Here is a 23,661-nt window from a genome sequence, read left to right as displayed (position 1 = left end):
CGTGCGTGATGTGACGCCGTACGGGACTACTTCCGCGGCACCGTCCCGCCGCCCGTCTCGTCCACGACCTTGCGGTCGCCGAGCGGCTGGTCGAGGGTCACGGTCTTGGTGAACTTCTTGGCCATCGAGACGCAGACCTGGCCCTTCTTGTGGGTCTCGGTCACCTCCACGCGCACGCTGCCCTTGCTCTCGTCGGCCGAAGCCGAGTAGTCGCTGCAGACGCCGCCCCAGAAGGACAGGGTCAGGGACTTGCCGTCCGCGCGGTAGGACTCGACGCGCGTACCCGAGTCCTGCTTGCCCGTGCCCGGCTTCTCGGTGGGCGTCGGGGCGGCGGACGGCGTGCTCGGCGAGGTGAGGAACTTCGGCTCCACGGCCGTGTGCGTCACCGTGAACGTGTCCTGCGCACCCTGCGGCTTCACGTCGAACAGCCAGGAGGGTACGAGCGCCTGGCGCCCGTCCACGAACTGCACCGCGAGCCCGAAGGTGGCGCCCTTCACCGTGACCGGCTGCGGCTTCGGAGGCGCGGAGGAAGGCTCCTCGCACGGCGCCTTCGTCCCCTTCTCGACCGCGGGGCCGTCACCCTCCGAGCTGTCCGCGGTGTCGCCCGCGGGGTTCGGAACCGCCGACGCGCAGCCGCCGATGCCGACCCGGCCGCCACTGTCGCCCGACGCGTTGAGCTGGTCCAGGGTCTCCTGGGCGCTGATCACCGGGTAGGTGGCGCCCTTCTCCGGCGCCTTCAACTGGCCGCTGCCGCCGACCACTTGGCCGTCCGATCCGACCTGGATGCCGGTCGACCAGCCGTACGTCGGCAGGCCGCCCACCTTCGGGTCGGCGTTCACCACCCGTACGCCGCCCATGAGTTGGCCCGCGTCCACCTTCGCGTCGTCCTGGCCCACGGCCTTCAGGACCGGTGCCGCGGCCTTCTTCGCCGCGCTCTCGCCGACCGCGTCACCCTCGCCGTTCGGCGCGGTGGACGTCCCCGAACCCTCCGAACAGGGCTTGCCCTTCTGGCAGTTGTCGCTGCCACCGGTGGCGTACTTCGTGAAGGTCCAGGTGCCGGGCGCCTGCTTGCTCACCTGGAGCGAGGGGCCGGAACCGTCCTTCGTGGGGCCGATCTTCCAGGCGCCGTCCTGCGACGTGGGCTTGCCCGTGACGCCGAGGGCCTTGGCCAGCTCGGTGACCTGGTCCTGGCTGACGGTGCCCCGCGGGTGGAACACGGCCGCCTCGTCGGGGCCGCCGGGCAGCTTGCCCTCGGCGCGGTAGGTGGCGCCGCTCGGGTCGGGCTCTCCGGGGGCGATGCCGTTCGTGTCGCCCGAGCCGTCGGTGCCGCCTTCCTGCCGGTCGCCGTCCGTGTGGCCGTCGAGGGCAAGGGGTGGGGGCGTGCCGCCGTCGGCGGCGGGAGAACTGCCGTTGCCGTCGCTGCCGCCTGAGGCGGTGGCGGCGAAGTACGCGCCGCCGCCACCGACGAGCAGCACCGTGGCCGCCACCGACGCGACGGCAAGGCGGGAACGCCGCCGGTGCTGCTCGGCCACGTCATGGTCGGGTCGCTCGGTGCTCACCGCATCGCTCCTTCGACTGCACTGCTGTCCCAGGAGGCCCGCGCGGGGGCCTCGTTCGTATTCCGCGTCCCCTTTACGGGGGACAGCGGTGGGACGCAGCGGGGGAGCGCGCGGTTCCCTCGGCGCGCGCCGATGCCCCCGAGCCGGTCGAGGACCGGCTGTCGTCTCAGTCGCCGTACTCGGACATGCCGTCGAGCAGCCGCGCGGAGGCGGACGGCACGCTGACGCCATGGATCAGCGTGGGTGAGACCGGGGCGGTCGCGGCGGCCGCGGGGGTCACCCAGTGCGGGGCCATGCGGGCGCAGTCGCCGCGCAACGTCTCCAGGGACTCGGCGGGCAGCTCTACGGGACGGGCGTTCACGACATGCTTCGAGATAACGGCCATAACCGCACCGTACGCATCGCACACCTCGCGAAAAAAGACCTACTAACGGGTAGTTTGGCCTCTTCAGTGACGGTGGCCCCACCCGGTAGCGTGAGGTGTCAACCCCTCTCCTCTCCTCCACAGGAGCATGCCGTCGTGCGTATCGCAGTCACCGGCTCCATCGCCACCGACCACCTGATGACCTTCCCCGGCCGCTTCGCCGACCAACTGGTCGCGGATCAGTTGCACACGGTTTCTCTCTCTTTCCTGGTCGACGCCCTAGACGTACGCAGGGGAGGAGTGGCCGCCAACATCTGCTTCGGCATGGGCCAGCTCGGCACGAGCCCGATCCTGGCCGGTGCCGCGGGCTCGGACTTCGGCGAGTACCGCGCCTGGCTCGACCGGCACGGCGTCGACACGGCATCGGTCCGCATCTCCGAGACGCTGCACACGGCCCGCTTCGTGTGCACCACGGACGCCGACCACAACCAGATCGGCTCGTTCTACACGGGCGCGATGAGCGAGGCCCGCCTCATCGAACTGAAGACCGTGGCCGACCGCGTGGGCGGCCTCGACCTGGTCCTCATCGGTGCGGACGACCCCGAGGCGATGATGCGCCACACCGAGGAGTGCCGGACGCGGAAGATCCCCTTCGCGGCCGACTTCTCCCAGCAGATCGCGCGCATGGAGGGCGAGGAGATCCGGACCCTCCTCGACGGCGCCACGTACCTCTTCTCGAACGAGTACGAGAAGGGACTCATCGAGTCCAAGACCGGCTGGACCGACGCCGAGATCCTCTCCAAGGTCGGCCACCGCGTGACGACCCTCGGCTCGCGCGGCGTGCGCATCGAGGCGACGGGCCAGGACCCGATCGAGGTCGGCGTCCCGGAGGAGGAGGCGAAGGTCGAGCCGACCGGCGTCGGCGACGCTTTCCGCGCCGGCTTCCTCTCGGGTCTCGCCTGGGGCGTCTCCCACGAGCGCGCGGCGCAGGTCGGCTGCATGCTCGCCACCCTGGTCATCGAGACCGTCGGCACCCAGGAGTACGAGCTGCAGCGCAGCAACTTCATGGACCGCTTCACCAAGGCGTACGGCCATGAGGCGGCGTCCGAGGTCCAGACCCACCTGGTCTAGTCAGGAGCTCCGGCGGACCACATAGGCAGCTCCGTGGTCCGCCGGCTCCTCGCCCACGTACTCCTGCCCCCGCATCTCGCACCACGCCGGGATGTCGAGCCGGGCCGCCTCGTCGTCGGCGAGGACCGTGACCGTGCCGCCCACCGGCACGTCCCCGATGACCTTCGCGAGCTCGATGACGGGGAGCGGGCAGCGCTTGCCGAGCGCGTCGACGACGAGCGAGCCGGACTCCGCACGCGGGGCGGCCGGGACCACCGGTGCGCCCAGTTGCTCCCGGACGCCGGCCACCACGCCCGGCAAAACCCCCAGAAAACGCTCGACGTCAGCTTCCTGGGTCCCTCGTGGGAGTGACACCCGGACGTTGCCCTCGCTCAGTACGCCCATCGCCTTCAGGACATGGCTCGGGGTCAGCGTCGAGCTGGTGCAGGACGAGCCGGAGGAGACCGAGAAGCCCGCCCGGTCCAGCTCGTGCAGCACTGTCTCCCCGTCGACATAGAGACACGAGAAGGTCACCAGGTGGGGAAGCCGCCGCTCCGGATCGCCCACCACCTCCACGTCCGGCACCAGACCCGGCACCCGCGCCCTGATCCGCTCGGTCAACTCCCGCAGCCGGGCGCCCTCCTCGGCGGCCTCGGCCTGCACGGCACGCAGCGAGGCCGCGGCGGCGACCACCGCCGGGATGTTCTCGAAGCCCGGGGCGCGCCCCGACTCGCGCTCGTCGGCCGGGCCTTGCGGGGCGAACCGCACCCCCTTGCGCACCACGAGGAGCCCCACACCCGCGGGCCCGCCCCACTTGTGGGCACTGGCGGCGAGCAGCGACCACTCCCCGCCCACCGGGCCCCACGGCAGCGACTGCGCGGCGTCCACCAGGAGCGGCACCCCGGCGGCCCGACACGCCGAAGCGACATCGGCCACCGGCTGCTCGGTGCCCACCTCGTGGTTGGCGGACTGAAGGCAGGCGAGCGCCGTGTCGGGGCGCAGACCGGCGGTGTACGCGGCCGTGGACACCGACCCCGACCGGTCGACGGGGATCTCCGTCACCGTCCCGCCGTCGGCTTCGAGCGCCGCCGCCGCATGGAGCACCGAAGAGTGTTCGACCGCCGACACCACCAGATGCCGCCCGACACGCCGACGTCCGGCGAGGGCCCCGGCGATCCCGGAGTGCACGGCCCGCGTACCGGAAGAGGCGAAGGAGAGCTCGTCCGGACGGCAGCCCACCGCATCGGCGGCGGCCTCCCGCGCGGCATCGAGCAACAGCCTGGCCCGCCGCCCCTCGCGATAGAGCCGCGCGGGATCGGCCCACCCCTCGTCCAGCGAAGCTTGCAGAGCCTGCCGGGCCACGGGGTGCAGGGGAGCGGAGGAAGCGGCATCGAAGTAGGACACAGGGCAACGCTAAGCGCCCCGAAGGGGCGCGGGGCTGTGACATATGCGGCTCCGCCGCGTGGGCGCGATCAACCACGACGCACCCCGCAGCCGCGGACCGACGGATTCCACCTACCCGGTGGGCGCCCCGACCCCCCGTCAGAAAGGGGTGGACGGCAGGGGGTCCCACCCTCCCGGGTGACCCGCGGCGCGTTAGGCACCCTCCCCGCGCGACCCCAAATAGCGTCCAGTAAGGTTTGGCCCGCATAAACATCCAAACCCCTGCCCGCCGCAGGGCGGCGACCGACGACCGAGAAGGCCGCACCCGACCGCGCGGGCCGAGACTCTCGGGAAGGCGCTACGTGAGTCCCAACGGCTCCGACCGCTCGTCGCGGCGCCCGATGCGGCGGAAGCTGCCGCAGGTGCTGACTGCGGGCCTGATCTTGGCAACCGCGACCGGTTGCACATACAAGGATTTTCCCCGCCTTGGTATGCCCACCCCCGTAACGGAGGAGGCTCCCCGGATCCTCTCCCTCTGGCAGGGCTCGTGGGCGGCAGCGCTCGCCACGGGCGTGCTGGTCTGGGGTCTGATCCTGTGGAGTGTCATCTTCCACCGGCGCAGCCGCACCAAGGTCGAGGTACCTCCGCAGACGCGTTACAACATGCCCATCGAAGCGCTCTACACGGTGGTGCCCCTCATCATCGTCTCGGTGCTCTTCTACTTCACGGCACGTGATGAGACGAAGCTCCTCGCTCTCGAGGACAAGCCCGCTCACACGGTCAATGTGGTCGGCTACCAGTGGAGCTGGGGCTTCAACTACATCGAGGACGTGCCGGGTTCCGACAAGGGAGACGCCAAGTCCGCCAAGGAGCTTGAGGCCATCCCGGACAAGTTCCGGAAGGCGTTCCCGTCCAACGCCGGTGGCGTCTACGACGTCGGTACGCCCGGCCAGCGGAACCCGCAGAACGGCAACCCCGGCCCGACCCTCTGGCTCCCCAAGGGCGAGAAGGTCCGGTTCGTGCTGACTTCGCGTGACGTCATCCACTCCTTCTGGGTGGTGCCGTTCCTCATGAAGCAGGACGTCATCCCGGGCCACACGAACGCCTTCGAGGTGACTCCGAACAAGGAGGGCACCTTCATGGGCAAGTGCGCCGAGCTCTGCGGTGTCGACCACTCCCGGATGCTCTTCAACGTCAAGGTCGTTTCCCCCGAGCGCTACCAGAAGCACCTCGAGGACCTGGCGAAGAAGAACCAGACCGGTTACATCCCGGCCGGCATCGAGCAGACGAAGCACGAGAAGAACCGGGAGACGAACAACCTGTGAGCATCCTCAACGAACCTCAGGGTGCCGCGGCAGCAGAAGACTCATTCGAGAACGAGCTGCCGGTACGGCGCGCACAGCCGGGCGCTGTGGTCATCAAGTGGCTGACGACCACCGACCACAAGACGATCGGCACGCTCTACCTGGTCACGTCGTTCGCGTTCTTCTGCATCGGCGGCGTCATGGCGCTCTTCATGCGCGCCGAACTCGCTCGTCCCGGCTCGCAGATCATGTCGAACGAGCAGTTCAACCAGGCGTTCACGATGCACGGCACGATCATGCTGCTGATGTTCGCGACGCCGCTGTTCGCCGGATTCGCGAACTGGATCATGCCGCTGCAGATCGGCGCGCCCGACGTGGCGTTCCCACGGCTGAACATGTTCGCGTACTGGCTGTACCTCTTCGGCTCGCTCATCGCGGTGGCCGGCTTCCTCACCCCGCAGGGTGCGGCCGACTTCGGCTGGTTCGCCTACTCCCCGCTGTCGGACGCCGTCCGGTCGCCGGGCATCGGCGCCGACATGTGGATCATGGGTCTGGCCTTCTCCGGCTTCGGCACGATCCTCGGTTCGGTCAACTTCATCACCACGATCATCTGCATGCGCGCACCCGGCATGACGATGTTCCGGATGCCGATCTTCGTGTGGAACGTCCTGCTGACCGCGGTTCTGGTCCTGCTGGCCTTCCCCGTTCTGGCCGCCGCGCTGTTCGCCCTGGAGGCGGACCGTAAATTCGGCGCCCATATCTTCGACGCGTCCAACGGCGGCGCGCTGCTGTGGCAACACCTCTTCTGGTTCTTCGGCCATCCAGAGGTGTACATCATCGCGTTGCCATTCTTCGGAATCATTTCCGAGGTCATCCCGGTCTTCTCCCGTAAGCCGATGTTCGGCTACATGGGCCTGATCGGCGCGACGATCGCCATCGCGGGTCTCTCCGTGACCGTGTGGGCGCACCACATGTACGTCACCGGAGGCGTGCTCCTACCGTTCTTCTCCTTCATGACGTTCTTGATCGCCGTGCCAACGGGCGTGAAGTTCTTCAACTGGATCGGAACGATGTGGAAGGGCTCACTGAGTTTCGAGACACCGATGCTCTGGGCCGTCGGCTTCCTGATCACCTTCACCTTCGGTGGTCTGACCGGCGTCATCCTGGCCTCGCCGCCGATGGACTTCCACGTCTCCGACTCGTACTTCGTCGTCGCGCACTTCCACTACGTCGTCTTCGGCACCGTGGTCTTCGCGATGTTCTCCGGCTTCCACTTCTGGTGGCCGAAGTTCACCGGCAAGATGCTGGACGAGCGGCTCGGCAAGATCACCTTCTGGACGCTGTTCATCGGCTTCCACGGCACGTTCCTGGTGCAGCACTGGCTGGGCGCCGAGGGCATGCCGCGTCGTTACGCGGACTACCTCGCGGCCGACGGTTTCACCGCCCTGAACACGATCTCGACGATCTCCTCGTTCCTGCTCGGCCTGTCGATCCTGCCGTTCTTCTACAACATCTGGAAGACGGCCAAGTACGGCAAGAAGATCGAGGTCGACGACCCGTGGGGCTACGGCCGTTCGCTCGAGTGGGCGACGTCCTGCCCGCCGCCGCGGCACAACTTCCTCACCCTGCCGCGGATCCGTTCCGAATCCCCGGCGTTCGACCTGCATCACCCTGAGATCGCGGCTCTCGACCAGCTCGAGAACGCCGGGCAGAAGGACACCGCACTGTTCGGCGGCGACAAGGAGGCCGCGAAGTGAAGATCCAGGGCAAGATGTTCATCTGGCTGAGCGTCTTCGTGCTCGTCATGGCGATCGTCTACGGCTGGTGGTCCAAGGAGCCGGCGGGTACGACCGCACTGTTCCTGGCGTTCGGCCTGTGCATCATGATCGGCTACTACCTGGCCTTCACGGCCCGGCGTGTCGACGCGGCCGCACAGGACAACAAGGAGGCCGACGTAGCGGACGAGGCCGGCGAGGTGGGCTTCTTCAGCCCGCACAGCTGGCAGCCGCTCTCGCTGGCCATCGGTGGCGCGCTCGCCTTCATGGGCGTCGTCTTCGGCTGGTGGCTGCTGTACTTCTCGGCCCCCATCCTGATGGTCGGCCTCTTCGGCTGGGTCTTCGAGTACTACCGGGGCGAGAACCAGACCCAGTGAGTCTGTGACCTCCCGCTCCACCGAAGGGCCCGGACACTCCGTCAGGAGAGTCCGGGCCCTTCGGCGTGTCACGCTTGACACTCGTACGGGTCACCCGACGCGCCGGAGCCGATGAACCTTCATACCGTGTGTTCATGAGCCACTCACCGCGAATCCGCACGGTACTGAGCTGCACCACGCTGGTGGCCGCCCTCGGGGTGGGAACCACGGCGTGCGGCAGCTCCGACGGCCATCCGCTCTCGGCGAAGCCGTACGACGCGGCGGGCCAGATCGCCTTCAACGGCCCGGTGGGCAGCCAGAAGGCGGATCCGGACAAGCCCTTGGAGGTCACCGCCCAGGGCGAGGACGGGCGCATCACCGATGTGACGGCCACCGACGCGCAGGGGCGGTACGTGGCGGGTGAACTCGCCGCCGACGGCGCCCGTTGGCACAGCACGGAGCCTCTCGCGGCGGGCGCGCACTACACGGTGCGGGTCAGCACGGAGGACGAGGAGGGCTCACCGGGGCGCAAGGTCCTGACGTTCGACACGAACGGGGCGGCCAAGAAGAAGCGGCTCGACGTCACCTTCGGCCCCGAATCGGGCAAGTACGGGGTGGGGCAGCCGGTCACGGCCAAGCTCAGCGCCAAGGTGAAGGACAAGAAGGCAAGGGCCATCGTGGAGCGCTCGCTGAAGGTCGAGACGCAGCCCGCCACGAAGGGCGTGTGGCACTGGGTGGACAGCACGACGCTGCACTACCGGCCCAAGGAGTACTGGCCCGTGGGCGCCACCATCAACGTCCGGAGCAACCTCGCGGGCATCAAGGTCCGCGACAAGCTCTGGGGCGGTGAGGCCAAGCCGCTGCGGATGACCATCGGCGACCGCATCGAGGCCGTCACGGACGCCGGTTCGCACTGGATGACGGTCTACCGCAACGGCGAGGAGATCAACTCCATGCCGGTGACGACGGGCAAGCCCGGCTACTCCACGCGCAACGGCGTCAAGGTGGTGCTGGGCAAGGAGTACTCCGTACGTATGACCAGTGCCAGCATCGGCGCATCGGACTTCTACGACAAGATGGTCTACTACGCGACACGGGTCACCAATTCCGGTGAGTACGTGCACGCCGCCCCGTGGTCGGTCGGCTCGCAGGGGAACGCGAACACCAGCCACGGCTGCACGGGCATGAGCACCGGCGACGCCGCCTGGTTCTACGAGACCGTCCGGCAGGGCGACCTCGTGCGGGTCGTCAACAGCCTGGGCGCGGACATGGACCCGTTCGGCAACGGCTTCGGCGACTGGAACGTCGGCTGGAAGAACTGGCGGGACGGCAGCGCGCTGCTCGGCGGGGCCAAGGAAGGCCCCACGGCGCTCGACGCGGCCCGGCTGCGGCCGCAGGTCTAGCGGCTCCGCAGAACAGCACAGAAGGCCCCGTGCCGAGGCGCGGGGCCTTCTGTCGTGGCGTCAGGCCTGGACGGCCAGCTTCTCGCGCAGGAGGGAGGCCAGGGAGTTCGCGAACTCGACCGGATCGACCGGAAGGGTCACCGCCGCCTCCGCGCGGCTCCAGGTGGCCAGCCAGGCGTCCTGCGGGCGCCCCATGAGCAGGAGCACGGGCGGGCACCGGAAGATCTCGTCCTTGAGCTGACGGCAGACCCCCATGCCGCCGACGGGGGTGGCCTCGCCGTCCAGGACGCAGACGTCGATGCCGCCCCGGTCGAGTTCCTTCAGCACGGCGGGCAGCGTCGCGCACTCGATGAACTCGACCGCGGGAACATCCGCCGCCGGCCTGCGTCCGGTGGCCAACCGGACCTGCTCGCGGGTGCTCGCGTTGTCGCTGTAGACCAGCACCGTGGCGGTCGGCTGCATTGTTCCTCCGCTTCGTTGAGGGGCTCTCGGCCGGGGGCCGATGCGCGGATGCTACTCCTCCGGACACCCCGTCAACAGCGGTTCGGACAGCCCTTCGATGGGCCATACGGGCAGGACACACCCCGCAGACACTCCGAACGGCACCCCCCGGGGTGAGGGCGGGATAAGCGACCGACATAATGTCGGTCGTGGCGACAGCAACGACAGTAGATACCGGGCACGCGCACCCGCCGGTCAATCGGCCGAACCTCACCAGCGTCGGAACCATCATTTGGCTGAGTTCCGAGCTGATGTTCTTCGCGGCCCTCTTCGCGATGTACTTCACCCTGCGATCGGTGACAGGACCTGAGCACTGGAAGGAAATGGCGTCCGCGCTGAACTTCCCGTTCTCGGCGACGAACACCACGATCCTGGTGCTCTCCTCTCTCACGTGTCAGCTAGGCGTGTTCGCCGCTGAGCGCGGTGACGTGAAGAAGCTCCGGATGTGGTTCATCGTCACCTTCATCATGGGTGCGGTCTTCATCGGCGGTCAGGTCTTCGAGTACACCGAGCTGGTCAAGCACGAGGGTCTTTCGCTCTCGTCCGACCCGTACGGATCGGTGTTCTACCTGACCACCGGCTTCCATGGCATGCATGTGACAGGCGGTCTCATCGCCTTCCTGCTGGTCCTCGGCAGGACGTACGCGGCCAAGAGGTTCACCCATGAGCAGGCGACCGCAGCCATCGTCGTGTCCTACTACTGGCACTTCGTCGATGTTGTCTGGATCGGTCTCTTTGCCACGATCTACATGATCAAGTAAACGGGGCCGGGCTCACGACGGGCCCGACGTTCCGACTCATTCCAGAAGCATCGACGCAGAAGATCCTGACACCGGGGTAATCCGTGAAAAAGCTCTCCGCACGACGACGCCACCCGCTGGCGGCGGTCGTCGTCCTACTCCTCGCGCTGGCGGCCACCGGGGGGCTGTACGCCGCGTTCGCACCCGCGGACAAGGCGCAGGCCGACGAAACCGCCCAGTCCCTCGCCATCGACGAGGGCAAGAAGCTGTACTCCGTGGGCTGCTCCAGCTGCCACGGAACCGGCGGTCAGGGGTCCACCGACGGTCCTAGCCTGGTGGGCGTCGGCGCAGCCGCCGTCGACTTCCAGGTCAGCACCGGCCGTATGCCGCTCCAGCAGCCGGGCGCCCAGGCGCCGAAGAAGAAGGCCATCTACAACCAGGCCCAGATCGACCAGCTCGCGGCGTACATCGCCTCGCTGGGCGCGGGCCCGACCATCCCCACCGAGAAGCAGTACAGCCCGGACGGGGCGGACATCGCCAAGGGTGGCGAGCTGTTCCGCACCAACTGTGCGCAGTGCCACAACTTCACCGGTGAGGGTGGCGCGTTGACGAAGGGCAAGTTCGCCCCTTCGTTGGAGGATGTCTCCCCGAAGCACATCTACGAGGCCATGCAGACCGGCCCGCAGAACATGCCGTCCTTCCCCGACACGATCATGCCGGAGAAGAACAAGCAGGACATCATCGCGTACCTCGACGCGGTCAACGGCGAACAGACCGAGAGCCCTGGCGGTCTCAAGCTGGGCGGCCTGGGTCCCGTCAGTGAAGGCCTGTTCGGCTGGATCTTCGGTCTCGGCTCGCTGATCGCGGTCGCCGTGTGGGTCGCCGCTCGGACCGCAAAGGCCAAGAAGTCATGAGTAGCCAAGAGAAATCAGAAGAGAACCTGCCCAGCGTGCAGGAGACCGAGCACGGCTCGGTGGCCGTCGCGGACGAGAACCCGTTCGCCGACCCGGGGCTTCCGCCCCATGAGCACCGTGTCCAGGACATCGACGAGCGGGCCGCCAAGCGGTCCGAGCGTGCGGTCGCCTTCCTGTTCACGCTCTCGATGCTCGCCACGATCGGCTTCATCGCCTCGTACGTGGCGTTCCCGGTCGACAAGCGCGTCTACATCTGGCCGATCGGTCACATCAGCGCGCTGAACTTCTCCCTGGGCATGACCCTGGGCGTGGCGCTCTTCTGCATCGGCGCGGGCGCGGTCCACTGGGCCCGCACCCTGATGTCCGACGTGGAGGTCGCCGACGAGCGGCACCCCATCGAGGCCGAGCCCGAGGTCAAGGCCAAGGTCATGGCCGACTTCAAGGCCGGTGCCGCGGAGTCGCAGTTCGGCCGGCGCAAGCTGATCCGCAACACGATGTTCGGCGCGCTTGCCATGGTGCCGCTCTCCGGCGTCGTCCTGCTGCGCGACCTCGGTCCGCTGCCGGAGGACAAGCTGCGGCACACCCTGTGGGCCAAGGGCAAGCTGCTCGTGAACATGAACACGAACGAGCCGCTCCGTCCGTCGGACGTCCAGGTCGGTTCGCTGACCTTCGCCAAGCCCGAGGGCCTGGAGGAGCACGACCACGACTTCCAGAAGGAGATCGCCAAGGCGGCCCTGATGATCGTCCGGATCCAGCCGGACAACATCAAGGACAAGCAGGAGCTCGAGTGGTCGCACGACGGTGTCGTCGCGTACTCCAAGATCTGCACCCACGTCGGCTGCCCGATCTCCCTGTACGAGCAGCAGACGCACCACGTCCTCTGCCCGTGTCACCAGTCCACCTTCGACCTCTCCGACGGTGCCCGAGTGATCTTCGGCCCGGCCGGTCACGCGCTGCCGCAGCTGCGCATCGGCGTGAACGAAGAGGGCTACCTCGAGGCGCTCGGCGACTTCGCTGAGCCCGTCGGTCCTGCTTTCTGGGAGCGCGGATGAGCACTAAGACGACTGAGACGCGCAAGAAGGAGGCGCCCGCCGGAGAGCGGGTCGCCGACTGGGCCGACGGACGTCTGGGGATCTACTCCCTGGCCAAGGCCAACATGCGCAAGATCTTCCCGGACCACTGGTCCTTCATGCTCGGTGAGATCTGCCTCTACAGCTTCATCATCATCATCCTCACGGGTGTGTACCTGACCCTGTTCTTCCACCCGTCGATGAACGAGGTGGAGTACCACGGCAGCTACATCCCGCTGCAGGGCCAGCTGATGTCCGAGGCGTTCAACTCGACCATGCACATCAGCTTCGATGTGCGCGGTGGTCTGCTGATCCGGCAGATCCACCACTGGGCGGCGCTGATCTTCCTCGCGGCGATGTTCGTGCACATGATGCGCGTCTTCTTCACGGGTGCCTTCCGCAAGCCCCGCGAGGTCAACTGGGTCTTCGGGTTCCTGCTGTTCGTCCTCGGCATGTTCACCGGCTTCACCGGTTACTCGCTCCCGGACGACCTGCTCTCCGGTACCGGTGTGCGCTTCATGCAGGGCGCCGTCCTGTCCGTCCCGGTCGTCGGCACGTATCTGTCGATGTTCCTGTTCGGCGGGGAGTTCCCCGGCGGCGACTTCGTGGCCCGGTTCTACTCGGTGCACATCCTGCTGCTGCCGGGCATCATGCTCGGGCTCGTGGTGGCGCACCTGATCCTGGTCTTCTACCACAAGCACACGCAGTTCGCGGGTCCCGGCAAGACGAACAAGAACGTCGTCGGCATGCCGCTGCTTCCCGTGTACATGGCGAAGGCCGGAGGCTTCTTCTTCCTGGTCTTCGGTGTGATCGCGGCCATCTCGGCGATCGCCACGATCAACCCGATCTGGGCGCTCGGTCCCTACCGTCCGGACCAGGTCTCCACCGGAGCCCAGCCCGACTGGTACATGGGCTTCTCCGAGGGCCTGATCCGTGTCATGCCGGGCTGGGAGATCAACGCCTGGGGTCACACGCTCGTCCTGGGCGTGTTCATCCCGCTGATCATCTTCCCGCTGGTCCTGGTCGCGATCGCGGTCTACCCGTTCATCGAGTCCTGGGTCACCGGCGACAAGCGCGAGCACCACATCCTGGACCGCCCGCGCAACGTCCCGACCCGTACGGGCTTCGGCGTCGCGTGGATCACCTGGTACATGGTGCTGCTCGTCGGTGGTGGTAACGACCTCTGGGCCACGCACTTCCATCTGTCGATCAACTCGATCACCTGGTTCGTGCGCATCGCCTTCTTCGTGGCACCGGTCCTCGCCTTCGTCGTCACCAAGCGGATCTGCCTGGGTCTGCAGCGGCGCGACAAGGACAAGGTCCTGCACGGACGCGAGTCGGGCATCATCAAGCGCCTGCCGCACGGTGAGTTCATCGAGGTCCACGAGCCGCTGGGCCAGGAGCAGCTGCACACGCTCACCGCGCACGAGCAGTACGCGCCGGTCGAGATCGGCCCCTCGGTCGACGAGAACGGCGTCGAGCGCAAGGTGACCGGTTCGCAGAAGCTCCGGGCCAAGCTCTCCAAGGGCTACTACGGGGAGGACAACCAGATCCCCAAGCCCACCACCGAGGAGTACAAGGAGATCACCAGCGGCCACGGCCACCACTGATCACCTGAGACTCTGACAAGGTCGCCACGGCGAGAGCCCTGTCCATGCGTTCCACTGCATGGACGGGGCTCTTTGCCGTCCCCCGGGCTGGATAAGGTGTTCCTGTCCCATGCCTAGACGAACCCAGGAGCGGCAGATGAGCGCTGTGACCCCCGCAGGAGGCAACACCGCGGCGGCCCGTTCCTGGCCGGGTGTGCTGAACGGACTGCTCGAGGGACGCGACCAGAGCACCGAGGACACGGCCTGGGCCATGGACCGCATCATGCGCGGCGAGGCGACCGACGCGCAGATCGCGGGCTTCGTCGTCGCCCTGCGGGCCAAGGGCGAGACCGTGGAGGAGATCTCCGGCCTCGTCCGCACGATGTACGAGCACGCCAACGTGATCGAGGTGCCGGGGCGGACCGTCGACATCGTCGGCACCGGCGGTGACGGCGCCAAGACCGTCAACATCTCCACGATGTCCGCGATCGTGGCCGCCGGCGCGGGCGCGAAGGTCGTCAAGCACGGCAACCGCGCGGCCTCCAGCGCCTCGGGAGCCTCCGACGTCCTGGAGAAGCTCGGGGTGAACCTGGAGCTGCCGCTGAAGCGGGTCGTCGAGGTGGCCGAGGAAGCCGGGATCACCTTCTGCTTCGCCGTGAAGTTCCACCCGGCGCTGCGGCACGCGGGCGGGGCGCGCAGCCAGTTGGGCATCCGGACCGTCTTCAACGCCCTCGGTCCGCTCACCAACCCGGCCAAGGTGCGGGCCCAGGCCGTCGGGGTCGCCGACCCGAGGATGGCACCGATCGTGGCCGGGGTCTTCGCCGAACGCGGGAACTCCTCCCTGGTCTTCCGTGGCGACGACGGTCTCGACGAGCTGACGACCACGTCGACGTCCCGGGTCTGGGTGGTGCGCGACGGAGCCGTGCGCGAGGAGGCCTTCGACCCGCGGGACGTGGGCATCGACCTCGTCCCCGTCGAGGCGCTGCGGGGCGCCGACGCCTCGTACAACGCCGAGGTGGCGCTGCGCCTCCTGGACGGCGAGCAGGGCCCGGTGCGGGACGCCGTGCTGCTCAACACGGCGGCTGCCCTGGTGGCCCTCTCGCCCGGCGAGGGGACCCTGGTGGAGCAGATCGGCGCCGGCATCGCGAAGGCCGCGGAGGCGATCGACTCCGGGTCGGCCAAGAAGGCCCTTGAGCTGTGGGTGGCGGCCAGCAACAGGTGAGTGTGGCGCCCACCGCAGTCCGGCATCCGGACTGCGGTGGGCACCGGGAAGATCGTGTGGCAAGATGCTGCGCAGGTCATGAGTGACAGCGATTAGGCCCCGGCTCGCTGTCCGGCAACCCTCCGTCCGTGGCGGGGTGCCCCGGGTGAAGACCAGGCCGTGGACAGCAAGGTCCATGGCAAGCGCGGACCCCTGCGAACAACCCTGGGGTCCTGGTCCTCAAGGGAGCAGTCTCGTGAGCAAGCGAATGCGATAGGGCTTTCCGGCCCCTTTTCCGCACCCCCCTTTCTCTTCGTCACTGCGGCGCCGTACGCGCGCTTCCGCAGTGAACTCGCCTGCCTTCCCACGGGAGTTCGCCATGTCTGTCACCACCGCTGCCGCCGACCAGACCCTCTGTGCCGCCCCGCTGCCCGTCCTCGGCCGCGACGTCACCGTGCCGCTCGTCACCGGCGGCGAGGTGACCTACGCGGCGCTCGACTACGCGGCCAGCGCCCCCGCCCTGCAGCGGGTGTGGGACGACGTGGCCGCCTACGCGCCGTACTACGGCAGCGTGCACCGCGGCGCCGGGTACCTCTCGCAGCTCTCCACCGACCTCTTCGAGAACAGCCGGGTCACCGTCGCCGAGTTCCTCGGCTGCCGCGAGGACGACCAGGTCGTCTTCACCCGGTCGACCACCGACTCGCTCAACCTGCTCGCCGCCGCGCTGCCCGCCGACTGCCAGGTGTTCGTCTTCGAGACCGAGCACCACGCCTCGCTGCTGCCCTGGCGCGACGCCCGCGTGACGTACCTGAACGCCCCGCGCACCGCCGACCAGGCCGTCGCCACCCTGGAGCGCGCCCTCGCCGACCGTGATCCCTACGGGCCCGCCCTGGTCTGCGTGACCGGCGCATCGAACGTCACCGGTGAGCTGTGGCCGGTCAAGGAGCTCGCCGCCGCCGCCCACGCGCACGGCGCCCGCATCGTCCTGGACGCCGCGCAGCTCGCGCCCCACCACCCGGTCTCCATCAGCGAGCTCGACGTCGACTGGGTCGCCTTCTCCGGCCACAAGCTGTACGCGCCCTTCGGCTCGGGCGTCCTCGCCGGCCGCTCCGACTGGCTCCGGGCGGCCGAGCCCTACCTCGCCGGCGGCGGCGCCTCGCGCAAGGTCGCACGGCGTACGGACGGCGGCGTTGACGTCGAGTGGCACGACACCGCGGCGCGGCACGAGGCCGGCTCGCCGAACGTCATCGGCGTGTACTCCATCGCCTCCGCCTGCAAGGCGCTGACCGAGGCGGGCTTCGACGAGCTCGTCGCCCGGGAGCGTCACCTCATCGCGAAGGTGCGCGAGGGCCTCGCCGACGTACCCGCGGTGAAGGTGCTCTCGCTCTTCGGTGACGACGCGCCCCGCGTAGGCGTCATCTCCTTCGTCGTCGACGGCTGGAACAGCTCGCACTTCGCCGCCGCGCTCTCCGCCGAGTACGGCATCGGCGTACGCGACGGCCTCTTCTGCGCCCACCCGCTGGTGCGCACCCTCCTCGGCAGCGACCCGCAGACCCAGGGCGAGTGCGGTGCCCCCGAGGCCGCGCCCGGCGAGAAGTCGCTGAACGCGATCCGCGTGAGCTTCGGCGCGGGCACCCCGGACGAGCACGTGGAGCGCTTCGTGCGCGCAGTCAAGGAGCTCGTGGCGGACGGTGCGCGCTGGAACTACCGCACGGAGGACGGGCGTTGCGTGCCGGACAGCAACACTGCCTGAGCCTTGGCCCGTCCCTTCAGGCGTGACCCCAGGACGATCATCCGCAGGGCGCGCTCGGTCGCGTCGGTGAGGAACTCAGCCCCACGGCCGAGCGCCTCGGTGAGCGAGACCGGCGCGGGCAGGATCGCGCTGTAGGCGTCCACACCCTCCGCCCGTACGTGGTGGGCGCCCTGACCGATGGTGCCCGCGAGCACCAGGACCGGCCGGCCGAACCGTTTGGCGCGGCGCGCCACTTCGGCCGGGACCTTGCCGCGGGGCGTCTGGTGGTCGAGGGCGCCCTCGGCGGTGACGACGAGGTCGGCGCGGGCCAGGCGCGCGTTCAGGTCCAGGTGGTCCAGGAGGACGTCGAAGCGGGGGAGCAGCTGGGCGCCGAGTGCCGCCAGGCCGGCTCCCAGGCCGCCGGACGCGCCTGTGCCGGGGCCGAGGGCGAGGTCTCCCGTGGCGTGCAGGTCGCGGGTCAGGACGTGCGCCCAGTGTTCGAGGCCCGCCGCCAGCTGTTCGACCTGCGTGGGCGTCGCGCCCTTCTGGGGGCCGAAGACGCGGGCGACGCCGCGCTCACCGGTCAGGACGTTGAAGGGGTTGCAGGCGACGCGGATCTCGGTGTCCCGCAGGCGGGGGTCGAGGCCCGCGGGGTCGATGCGGCTCAGCCGGGTCAACTCCCGCCCGCCACGCGGCAGTTCCCAGCCGTCCGCGTCCAGGAGCCGGGCCCCGAGCGCCTGGAGCGCCCCCGCGCCCCCGTCCGACGTGCCGGAGTCGCCGCAGCCCACCAGGATGCGGCGGGCGCCCGCGTCGAGGGCGGCGCCGATCAGTTCGCCGACGCCGTACGTCGTCGTGGCGCCCGGGTCGCGCAGGTCGCGGGGGACGAGCGAGAGCCCGGCCACGGCCGCCATCTCGACGACCGCCGTGCCGTCCGGGAGCAGCGCGAAGTGCGTGCCGATCCGCTGGCCGACGGGACCGGTGGCGGGCAGCGCGACCAGGCGCCCGCCGCCCGAGGTGGCCAGGGCGCGCGCGGTTCCCTCGCCGCCGTCCACCAGGGGGATCAGATCGGTCTCGGCGTGCGGGACGACACGGCGTACTCCTTCGGCGATGGCCTCGGCCGCGGACTGCGCGGACAGGGACTCCTTGAAACCGCTGGGGGCGATGGCGAAGTGGGTCAGCACGTGGGTCTCCAGAGTGGGTTCAAGGGTGGGATCAGCGGAGGGGTACGCCGAGCAGCGGCCAGAGCGCCACGGCGAAGAGCAGGACGAGGGCGGCGGTCAGCGGTGCCAGGACCGCGGAGAGACGCAGCAGGTCGCGCGGGGTGTAGGTGGGGGTGCCCGGGATGTCGGCGAAGAGCGTGACGGGCTTCGCGGAGGCGGGCAGGGTGTGGCAGAAGCCGGCGGCCGCCGTGGAGGCGAGCGCGGCGGCGACCGGGTTGACGCCCGCGCCGACGGCCGCCGCGACGACCAGTGGGACAAGCACGGACGAGCGCGCCGAACGGGACTGCAGGATCAGGTGCGCGGCCGTGCTGACCGCCACCACGAGGGCCAGGAAGAGCCAGGGCGGCACATCGAGGGGGACCCCGCCGACCAGCCACTTCGCCGCCCCCGACTCGGCGAGCGCGACGCCCATCGCCATCGTCGCCGCCATGAAGAGCAACAGCGCCCAGGGCACGGTCTTCAGCGCGTCCTTGAGACGTACGGTGCCCAGCGCCGGGGAGGAGGCGACAACCGCGCCGATCAACGCGACGACGGCGGGCGGGACTTGGTGCAGCAGCTCGCTGCACCACAGGGCGACGACCGTGGCGAGGAGCAGCGCGCAGCGGGTCTCCGCGGGCTCCCAGGCCCCGGCGACCGGCTGCTCGCTGTGCTCCTGGAGCTGCTCGACGGTGATGTGTACCGGCCCTTTGCGGTCCTCCCGCCGCGTCGTCGTCAACAGGACGGCCTCCGCCGCCAGATGGGACGAGGCGACGGCGAGCGGAAGACCGAGCAGCATCCACTGCGTGAAGCCGATCCGCTCCCCGGTGGCCTCCCACAGCACGGACACCGTGATCAGATGCGCGCCCGCGCCGATCAGGGTCGCGACCGCGGACAGCAGGATCACCGTCGGGAACAGCAGCGCGAGCATCACCACCAGGCGTCTGCGGTCGGCGAGGACCTTCGCGAGCGCCAGGAAGACCGGCAGCGCGAGCGCGGCACGGCCCGACGTGGCGGGCACCGCGAAGGCCGTCACGACCAGGGCGGCCGTCGTCAGATGCGTCAACTGCCGTACGGTGCGCGCCCCGCTGACCAGGAAGGCCGCCGCCCGGCCCGCCAGGCCGCTGCGGGCGACCGCGGCCGCCAGCACGAAGGCGCAGATCAGCAGCCAGACCGTCTCGTCACCGAGGGTGCCGAAGAGCGTGTCGCTGCTGATCACCCCGGTCGCGGTGAGCGCGAGCCCGGCGCCCAGCGCGATGTACGTGTCGTCGATCGGGGTGCTGATCCACGCGCAGGTCGCCAGGGCGAACACGCCGAGGGTGAGGCGTGCGTCGCCGCTCAGACCGGGGAAGTTGCCCGGCACCAGGAGCAGCGCGCACAGGCTCAGCGCGACGCAGAGGGTGAGGGCTTGGCGGGGATTCAGGGTCACGCACTGAGCCTCCGGCCCGGCCGTGAGTCCTCAATGAGCCGTGGATGAAAGGAAATTCACCCGCAGGCCGACATGTCACCCCGGAAGGCGGTACCCCATCCCGCGTACCGTCTCCACCCGCTCGGCACCCAGCTTCTTGCGCAGCGCCCGGACGTACACGTCCACGATGTTGGACCCGGGGTCGAAGTCGTACCCCCACACGTGCGACAGGATCTGCTCCCGCGAGAGCACCTGCCCCGGATGGCGCAGGAAGAGTTCGAGCAGCACGAACTCACGTGCCGTCAGGTCCACCGTCCGCTCGCCCGAACGCGCCCTGCGCGTGCGCAGATCCAGTGACAGGTCCCCGCCCCGCAGCACCGTCACCTCCGGGGCCCCCGCCGCCGTACGCAGCCTCAGGCGCACCCGCGCGAGCAGTTCCTCGAAGCGGAACGGCTTGGTCATCCAGTCGTCCGCGCCGCCTTCGAGGCCCGCCACGGTGTCGCGGACCGAGTCGCGCGCGGTCAGCACGATGACCGGGGTGGTCACGCGGGCCTCGCGCAGCTGCCGCAGGACCGTGAAGCCGTCCTTGCCGGGCAGGCCGATGTCCAGGACGACCAGGTCGAAGCCGCCGGTCAGGGCGTAGTCGTAGGCCGCGTCGCCGTCGCCGACGACGCTGGTGGTGAAGCCGTTGGCGCGCAGGCCCTTCTCGACGAAGGAGGCGATGCGCTCCTCGTCCTCGACGATGAGAATCCGGTTCATGGCAGTCCTGCTTCCTGTTCTCGCAGGTCGAGTACGAAGGTGGCGCCGCCGCCTTCCGTGGGTCGCAGCTCGACCTGACCGCCGTGTCCTTCGGCGATCGCCCGCACGATGGCGAGGCCGAGTCCGGCGCCGGTGGCGCGGGCACCACGGCGGGCGGTGCCGCGCCGGAAGCGCTCGAAGATCACCGCGGCGTCCTGCGCCTGGACGCCGGGCCCGCTGTCGGCGACGTACAACTCGATCCGGCCCGCCGTGCTGCGTGAGCCGATGCCGATGCGCTGGCCGGGGACGGTGTGCTGGACGGCGTTCTGGGCGAGCTGCACCATCGCCTGGGTGATGCGCTGCGGGTCGAGATGCGTTTCTCCGTCGGCCACTTCGGCCAGCTGCCAGTCCCGGTCGCCGAGCGCCCGTGCCTTGACGAAGACGTCCGCGGTCAGCTCGGCGAGCTGCACCGGCCGCGGGGTGACGAAGTCGGGCCGCTCGGCCTTGGCGAGGAGGAGGAGGTCCTCGACGATGCGGCTCATCCGGTCGAGCTCCTCCATGACGATCCGGACCGTCTCCTCCCGCTCACCCGGGTCGTCGCCCATCAGCTCCAGGTGGCCGCGCACGATGGTGATGGGCGTGCGCAGCTCGTGCCCCGCGTCGTCGACGAACTCGCGCTGCGCGGCGAACGCGCGCTCCAGGCGGTCGAGCATGCCGTTGAAGGTCTCGGCGAGTGCCGCGATGTCGTCCCTGCCCTGCACCGGGATGCGCTGGGTCAGGTCCTGTTCGGTGAGCTGCGCGGCGGTCGTACGCACCAGGCGGACGGGCTTGAGGATGCGGCCGGCGACCGCCCAGCCGATGCCGGTCGTCATCAGGAGCGCGACGCCGGAGATGGCGAGCAGCATCGTGAACACGTCGCCCGCCTTGGCCTGTTCGCCCTCCGGGTGGAAGGCGACGACGAACGCGGCCGCCGGATGTCCGGCGCTCGCCGCGATCTCCACCTTGGCCCAGCGGACCTCGCCCCGGTCGCGGTGCAGCGTGCCGGTCGCGTCGGGGGAGTCGAAGACCGTGCGCAGCGCGGCGGGGTCCTCGGCGAGCGGATGATCTATCCGCTGCTCGCGTGCCTGCTCCTTCTTGGCGGGCGGCTTGCCGGAGCGGCCGACCAGACCGAGCAGCTCCTCGTCGGGGTCGGCGTACTGCCGGGAGAGGAAGAGCCGCAGGAGAGGATCGGGAGCGGTGAACTTCCGGCCCGTGTGCGGGTCGACGCCTTCCCGGGCGAGGTTGGTGAACTCCCCGGTCTCCTGGGCGAGCAGCCGGTCGATGCGGTGGTCGACGTCGCGCAGCAGTACGGAACGCGTGGTGGCCGCGACCGCGGTGAGCGCGACGGCCATCACCACGAGCAGCCAGAGCAGGATGCGGACACGGGCGGATATCCAGCGGTGCGGGCGCTCAGCCGTCGTCACCGGGACCGTCGTCGTCGTTGTCGCCCTGTCCGGTGCCTTCGTTGCCGTCGTCGTCGTCATCGCCCGTGGAATTCTCGCTCACCGGCGGCGGGGACACCGTCTCGTCGCTCGGCGTCGGCCGGGGCGTGGTGGGTTTCGCGGACGGCGACGGCGAAGAGGAGGAAGAGGACGAAGAGGGGGCCGAGGACGGTGAACCGCTCTCCAGTTCCACCTTGGGCGGGGCCTTGGGCGGCTCGGGGCTGTCGGTCAGGGCGTAGCTGGTCGCGGCGATGCCGAGGGGGATCGCCACGACGGCGGCCAGCGCGGCCATGCGGTGGGAGAAGACCATGACGGTGAGCGTGCAGGGCGAAGCACGTCACAAGCATGAGCCGCAGATGAAGAAACCCTCATCCGGCACGCGCGGCGGACGACGGGCGGCCAGGACCGGACGACTCGGGACCGGACGCCTCAGGAGTCGAGGCCGATCGCGAACGCCGCCTCCAGGTCGTGCTGCGAGTACGTGCGGAACGCGACGTGCGTGTCTGTCCCCTCCACGCCGGGGATCTTGCTGATCTTGCCGGGAATGACGTCGGCCAGGTCGTCGTGGCGCGAGACGCGCACCATGGCGATCAGGTCGTACGTGCCGGTCACGGAGAAGACCTCACTGACGCAGTCGAGGGCGGCGATCGACTCGGCGATCTCCGGGATCCGGTCCACGCTGGTCTTGATGAGCACGATCGCGGTGATCACGGCTGACTGTCTCCCTCGGTAACCGGTGCTGGCTTCTTCACTCTAGCTGTCCTCCTGTAGCGCCCCCATGCGTACAGAAAGCCCAGCGAGAACCCGACCAGGTGCGCCAGATACGCCACCCCGGGACCCGCCGCGCCCTGCCAGGCCGCGAGCCACTGCAGCACCACCCAGAACGGCAGCACCACCCACGCAGGGAACCGCAGCGGCAGGAAGAAGAGGAACGGGAAGAGACTGGTGACGCGTGCCTTCGGGAAGAGGCTGAGGAAGGCGCCGAGCACGGCGGAGATCGCCCCCGACGCGCCCACCAGGGTCTGGTCGGAGCCCGCGTGCGCGACCGCGTAGGCGAACAGGGCGAGATAGCCGCAGCCGACGTAGAAGAGCGCGAACTGGACGTGCCCCATCCGTTCCTCGGCCATCGCCCCGAAGACGAAGAGGAAGAGCATGTTGCCCAGCAGATGCAGCCAGCTGCCGTGCACGAAGAGCGCGGTGGCGGGGGCGAGCAGGGGCCGCGCCGCGCCGCTGAACAGCTCGGAGGGAATCACGCCCCAGCGCTCGAAGTAGGCCTGCATGGCGGCGAGCACGTCGTCGCCTGTGCCGTACGCGGGATTGAGCCCGGAGACCGGCGAGATCACGAAGACCAGACAACAGGCGGCGATCAGGCCGTACGTCACCGGGGCGGACTGCCCCTTGAGCATTCGGCCCGCCGTCGTACCCCAAGTCCTGATCATGAACAGAGCATGACGTAAGGGCGGTAAACCGTACAGAGCGCCCCGCCGCGTGGGAGGCCGCCGCATGGAGACCCTTACAGGCCTTAGGGTTACGGGCACCACGCACCATGGAATTCCGAAGGAAAGCGAACAGCCACGATGACGGTTCCTCTGCCGACCGACACCACCAGGTGGCGCTGCCAGCTCTGCGGCAACCTCACGCGCTTCGACGTGACCCGCAGTTCGAAGGTCGTCGAATATGTGCACCTCGACCTGGCCGGTGAGTCGAACATCGAGGAACGCGAGGTGGTCAGTGAGACCATCGAGTCGGTGCGCTGCCGCTGGTGCAACGCGGTGGACCAGGTGGAACTCGTGGACAGGCCGGGTGCCGGCTCCTGACGGAGCGGGCCCCGCACAGC

At 69.3% G+C, this 23,661-nt stretch carries 23 protein-coding genes and 1 riboswitch; of the genes, 12 read left to right on the top strand and 11 right to left on the bottom strand.

Annotated features, from left to right (window positions below; all coding sequences use genetic code 11):
- Positions 1-26: 26 nt before the first annotated feature.
- Both ACZ5U5_RS06930 and ACZ5U5_RS06925 read right to left on the bottom strand, forming a co-directional pair.
- Entirely contained in the window at positions 27-1,559 is a 1,533-nt protein-coding gene (locus ACZ5U5_RS06930) for a hypothetical protein (RefSeq protein ID WP_469017399.1), read from the bottom strand.
- Between the two features lie 166 nt (positions 1,560-1,725).
- Positions 1,726-1,944, bottom strand: a complete 219-nt coding sequence (locus ACZ5U5_RS06925; RefSeq protein ID WP_469017397.1) for a hypothetical protein — start codon at positions 1,942-1,944, stop codon at positions 1,726-1,728.
- Positions 1,945-2,079: 135 nt separating this feature from the next.
- Here ACZ5U5_RS06925 and ACZ5U5_RS06920 point away from each other — a divergent pair, with 135 nt between their 5' ends.
- Positions 2,080-3,054, top strand: a complete 975-nt coding sequence (locus ACZ5U5_RS06920; protein WP_363208298.1) for a carbohydrate kinase family protein — start codon at positions 2,080-2,082, stop codon at positions 3,052-3,054.
- Here the strand turns inward: ACZ5U5_RS06920 and ACZ5U5_RS06915 are convergent, their stop codons facing one another.
- Entirely contained in the window at positions 3,055-4,437 is a 1,383-nt protein-coding gene (locus tag ACZ5U5_RS06915) for an aminotransferase class V-fold PLP-dependent enzyme (protein ID WP_469017394.1), read from the bottom strand.
- A gap of 341 nt (positions 4,438-4,778) precedes the next feature.
- Between ACZ5U5_RS06915 and ctaC the strand changes: the two genes are divergently transcribed.
- The 4 genes from ctaC (at position 4,779) to ACZ5U5_RS06895 (ending at position 9,254) form a co-directional block, all read left to right on the top strand.
- Positions 4,779-5,741, top strand: a complete 963-nt coding sequence (ctaC, locus tag ACZ5U5_RS06910; RefSeq protein WP_363208296.1) for an aa3-type cytochrome oxidase subunit II — start codon at positions 4,779-4,781, stop codon at positions 5,739-5,741.
- Complete coding sequence (gene ctaD / locus ACZ5U5_RS06905) at positions 5,738-7,477, top strand: aa3-type cytochrome oxidase subunit I (protein ID WP_469017391.1); 1,740 nt, start codon at positions 5,738-5,740, stop codon at positions 7,475-7,477. The genes ctaC and ctaD overlap by 4 nt, the downstream gene beginning before the upstream one ends.
- Entirely contained in the window at positions 7,474-7,872 is a 399-nt protein-coding gene (locus ACZ5U5_RS06900; protein ID WP_469017388.1) for a cytochrome c oxidase subunit 4, read from the top strand. The genes ctaD and ACZ5U5_RS06900 overlap by 4 nt, the downstream gene beginning before the upstream one ends.
- Positions 7,873-8,006: 134 nt before the next feature.
- Entirely contained in the window at positions 8,007-9,254 is a 1,248-nt protein-coding gene (locus ACZ5U5_RS06895; RefSeq protein ID WP_469017385.1) for a L,D-transpeptidase, read from the top strand.
- Positions 9,255-9,314: 60 nt separating this feature from the next.
- Here ACZ5U5_RS06895 and ACZ5U5_RS06890 read toward each other — a convergent pair whose 3' ends face one another.
- Positions 9,315-9,716 (bottom strand): DNA-binding transcriptional response regulator, encoded by a 402-nt coding sequence (locus tag ACZ5U5_RS06890; RefSeq protein ID WP_363208292.1) that lies wholly within the window; start codon positions 9,714-9,716, stop codon positions 9,315-9,317.
- Between the two features lie 179 nt (positions 9,717-9,895).
- Here ACZ5U5_RS06890 and ctaE point away from each other — a divergent pair, with 179 nt between their 5' ends.
- The 6 genes from ctaE to ACZ5U5_RS06860 all read left to right on the top strand — a co-directional run bounded on the left by ctaE (position 9,896) and on the right by ACZ5U5_RS06860 (position 17,022).
- The gene (gene ctaE, locus ACZ5U5_RS06885) at positions 9,896-10,516 is read left to right on the top strand and encodes an aa3-type cytochrome oxidase subunit III (RefSeq protein ID WP_363208291.1); all 621 of its coding nucleotides are present in this window, start codon (positions 9,896-9,898) and stop codon (positions 10,514-10,516) included.
- Positions 10,517-10,599: 83 nt separating this feature from the next.
- A complete protein-coding gene (gene qcrC, locus ACZ5U5_RS06880) occupies positions 10,600-11,409 on the top strand; it encodes a cytochrome bc1 complex diheme cytochrome c subunit (RefSeq protein WP_469017381.1) in 810 nt (269 codons plus the stop codon).
- A complete protein-coding gene (gene qcrA / locus ACZ5U5_RS06875; protein WP_453450544.1) occupies positions 11,406-12,461 on the top strand; it encodes a cytochrome bc1 complex Rieske iron-sulfur subunit in 1,056 nt (351 codons plus the stop codon). The genes qcrC and qcrA overlap by 4 nt, the downstream gene beginning before the upstream one ends.
- Complete coding sequence (gene qcrB / locus ACZ5U5_RS06870; RefSeq protein WP_469017379.1) at positions 12,458-14,089, top strand: cytochrome bc1 complex cytochrome b subunit; 1,632 nt, start codon at positions 12,458-12,460, stop codon at positions 14,087-14,089. The genes qcrA and qcrB overlap by 4 nt, the downstream gene beginning before the upstream one ends.
- Positions 14,090-14,225: 136 nt before the next feature.
- A complete protein-coding gene (trpD, locus tag ACZ5U5_RS06865; RefSeq protein WP_469017377.1) occupies positions 14,226-15,290 on the top strand; it encodes an anthranilate phosphoribosyltransferase in 1,065 nt (354 codons plus the stop codon).
- Positions 15,291-15,364: 74 nt separating this feature from the next.
- Positions 15,365-15,481, top strand: a riboswitch (SAM riboswitch).
- 167 nt (positions 15,482-15,648) lie between these two features.
- The gene (locus ACZ5U5_RS06860; protein WP_469017374.1) at positions 15,649-17,022 is read left to right on the top strand and encodes an aminotransferase class V-fold PLP-dependent enzyme; all 1,374 of its coding nucleotides are present in this window, start codon (positions 15,649-15,651) and stop codon (positions 17,020-17,022) included.
- Here ACZ5U5_RS06860 and ACZ5U5_RS06855 read toward each other — a convergent pair.
- The 7 genes from ACZ5U5_RS06855 to ACZ5U5_RS06825 all read right to left on the bottom strand — a co-directional run bounded on the left by ACZ5U5_RS06855 (position 16,974) and on the right by ACZ5U5_RS06825 (position 23,263).
- Positions 16,974-18,182 carry a glycerate kinase family protein gene (locus ACZ5U5_RS06855; protein WP_469017372.1) on the bottom strand — a complete coding sequence of 403 codons (1,209 nt, stop codon included), beginning with the start codon at positions 18,180-18,182 and terminating at the stop codon, positions 16,974-16,976. The two genes, ACZ5U5_RS06860 and ACZ5U5_RS06855, sit on opposite strands and share 49 nt — an antisense overlap.
- Positions 18,183-18,213: 31 nt before the next feature.
- Positions 18,214-19,626 (bottom strand): SLC13 family permease, encoded by a 1,413-nt coding sequence (locus ACZ5U5_RS06850; protein WP_469017370.1) that lies wholly within the window; start codon positions 19,624-19,626, stop codon positions 18,214-18,216.
- A 75-nt stretch (positions 19,627-19,701) separates the two neighbouring features.
- Positions 19,702-20,364, bottom strand: coding sequence for a response regulator transcription factor (locus ACZ5U5_RS06845; protein ID WP_469017368.1), 663 nt, complete (start codon positions 20,362-20,364; stop codon positions 19,702-19,704).
- Complete coding sequence (locus ACZ5U5_RS06840; RefSeq protein WP_469017365.1) at positions 20,361-21,866, bottom strand: sensor histidine kinase; 1,506 nt, start codon at positions 21,864-21,866, stop codon at positions 20,361-20,363. The genes ACZ5U5_RS06845 and ACZ5U5_RS06840 overlap by 4 nt, the downstream gene beginning before the upstream one ends.
- Positions 21,793-22,134 (bottom strand): small secreted hydrophilic protein, encoded by a 342-nt coding sequence (locus tag ACZ5U5_RS06835; protein WP_469017363.1) that lies wholly within the window; start codon positions 22,132-22,134, stop codon positions 21,793-21,795. The genes ACZ5U5_RS06840 and ACZ5U5_RS06835 overlap by 74 nt, the downstream gene beginning before the upstream one ends.
- 119 nt (positions 22,135-22,253) lie before the next feature.
- On the bottom strand, positions 22,254-22,535 hold the full coding sequence (locus tag ACZ5U5_RS06830) for an Lrp/AsnC family transcriptional regulator (RefSeq protein ID WP_363208281.1): 282 nt from the start codon (positions 22,533-22,535) through the stop codon (positions 22,254-22,256).
- Positions 22,532-23,263 carry a rhomboid family intramembrane serine protease gene (locus tag ACZ5U5_RS06825; RefSeq protein ID WP_469017359.1) on the bottom strand — a complete coding sequence of 244 codons (732 nt, stop codon included), beginning with the start codon at positions 23,261-23,263 and terminating at the stop codon, positions 22,532-22,534. The genes ACZ5U5_RS06830 and ACZ5U5_RS06825 overlap by 4 nt, the downstream gene beginning before the upstream one ends.
- A gap of 138 nt (positions 23,264-23,401) precedes the next feature.
- On the opposite strand from ACZ5U5_RS06825, the gene ACZ5U5_RS06820 reads away from it, so the two are divergent.
- The gene (locus ACZ5U5_RS06820; protein ID WP_363208279.1) at positions 23,402-23,641 is read left to right on the top strand and encodes a hypothetical protein; all 240 of its coding nucleotides are present in this window, start codon (positions 23,402-23,404) and stop codon (positions 23,639-23,641) included.
- The last annotated feature ends 20 nt before the right edge of the window (positions 23,642-23,661 follow it).

The sequence above is a fragment of the Streptomyces sp. NPDC033177 genome (assembly GCF_055577715.1).
This window is presented reverse-complemented; position numbering and strand designations above follow the sequence as displayed.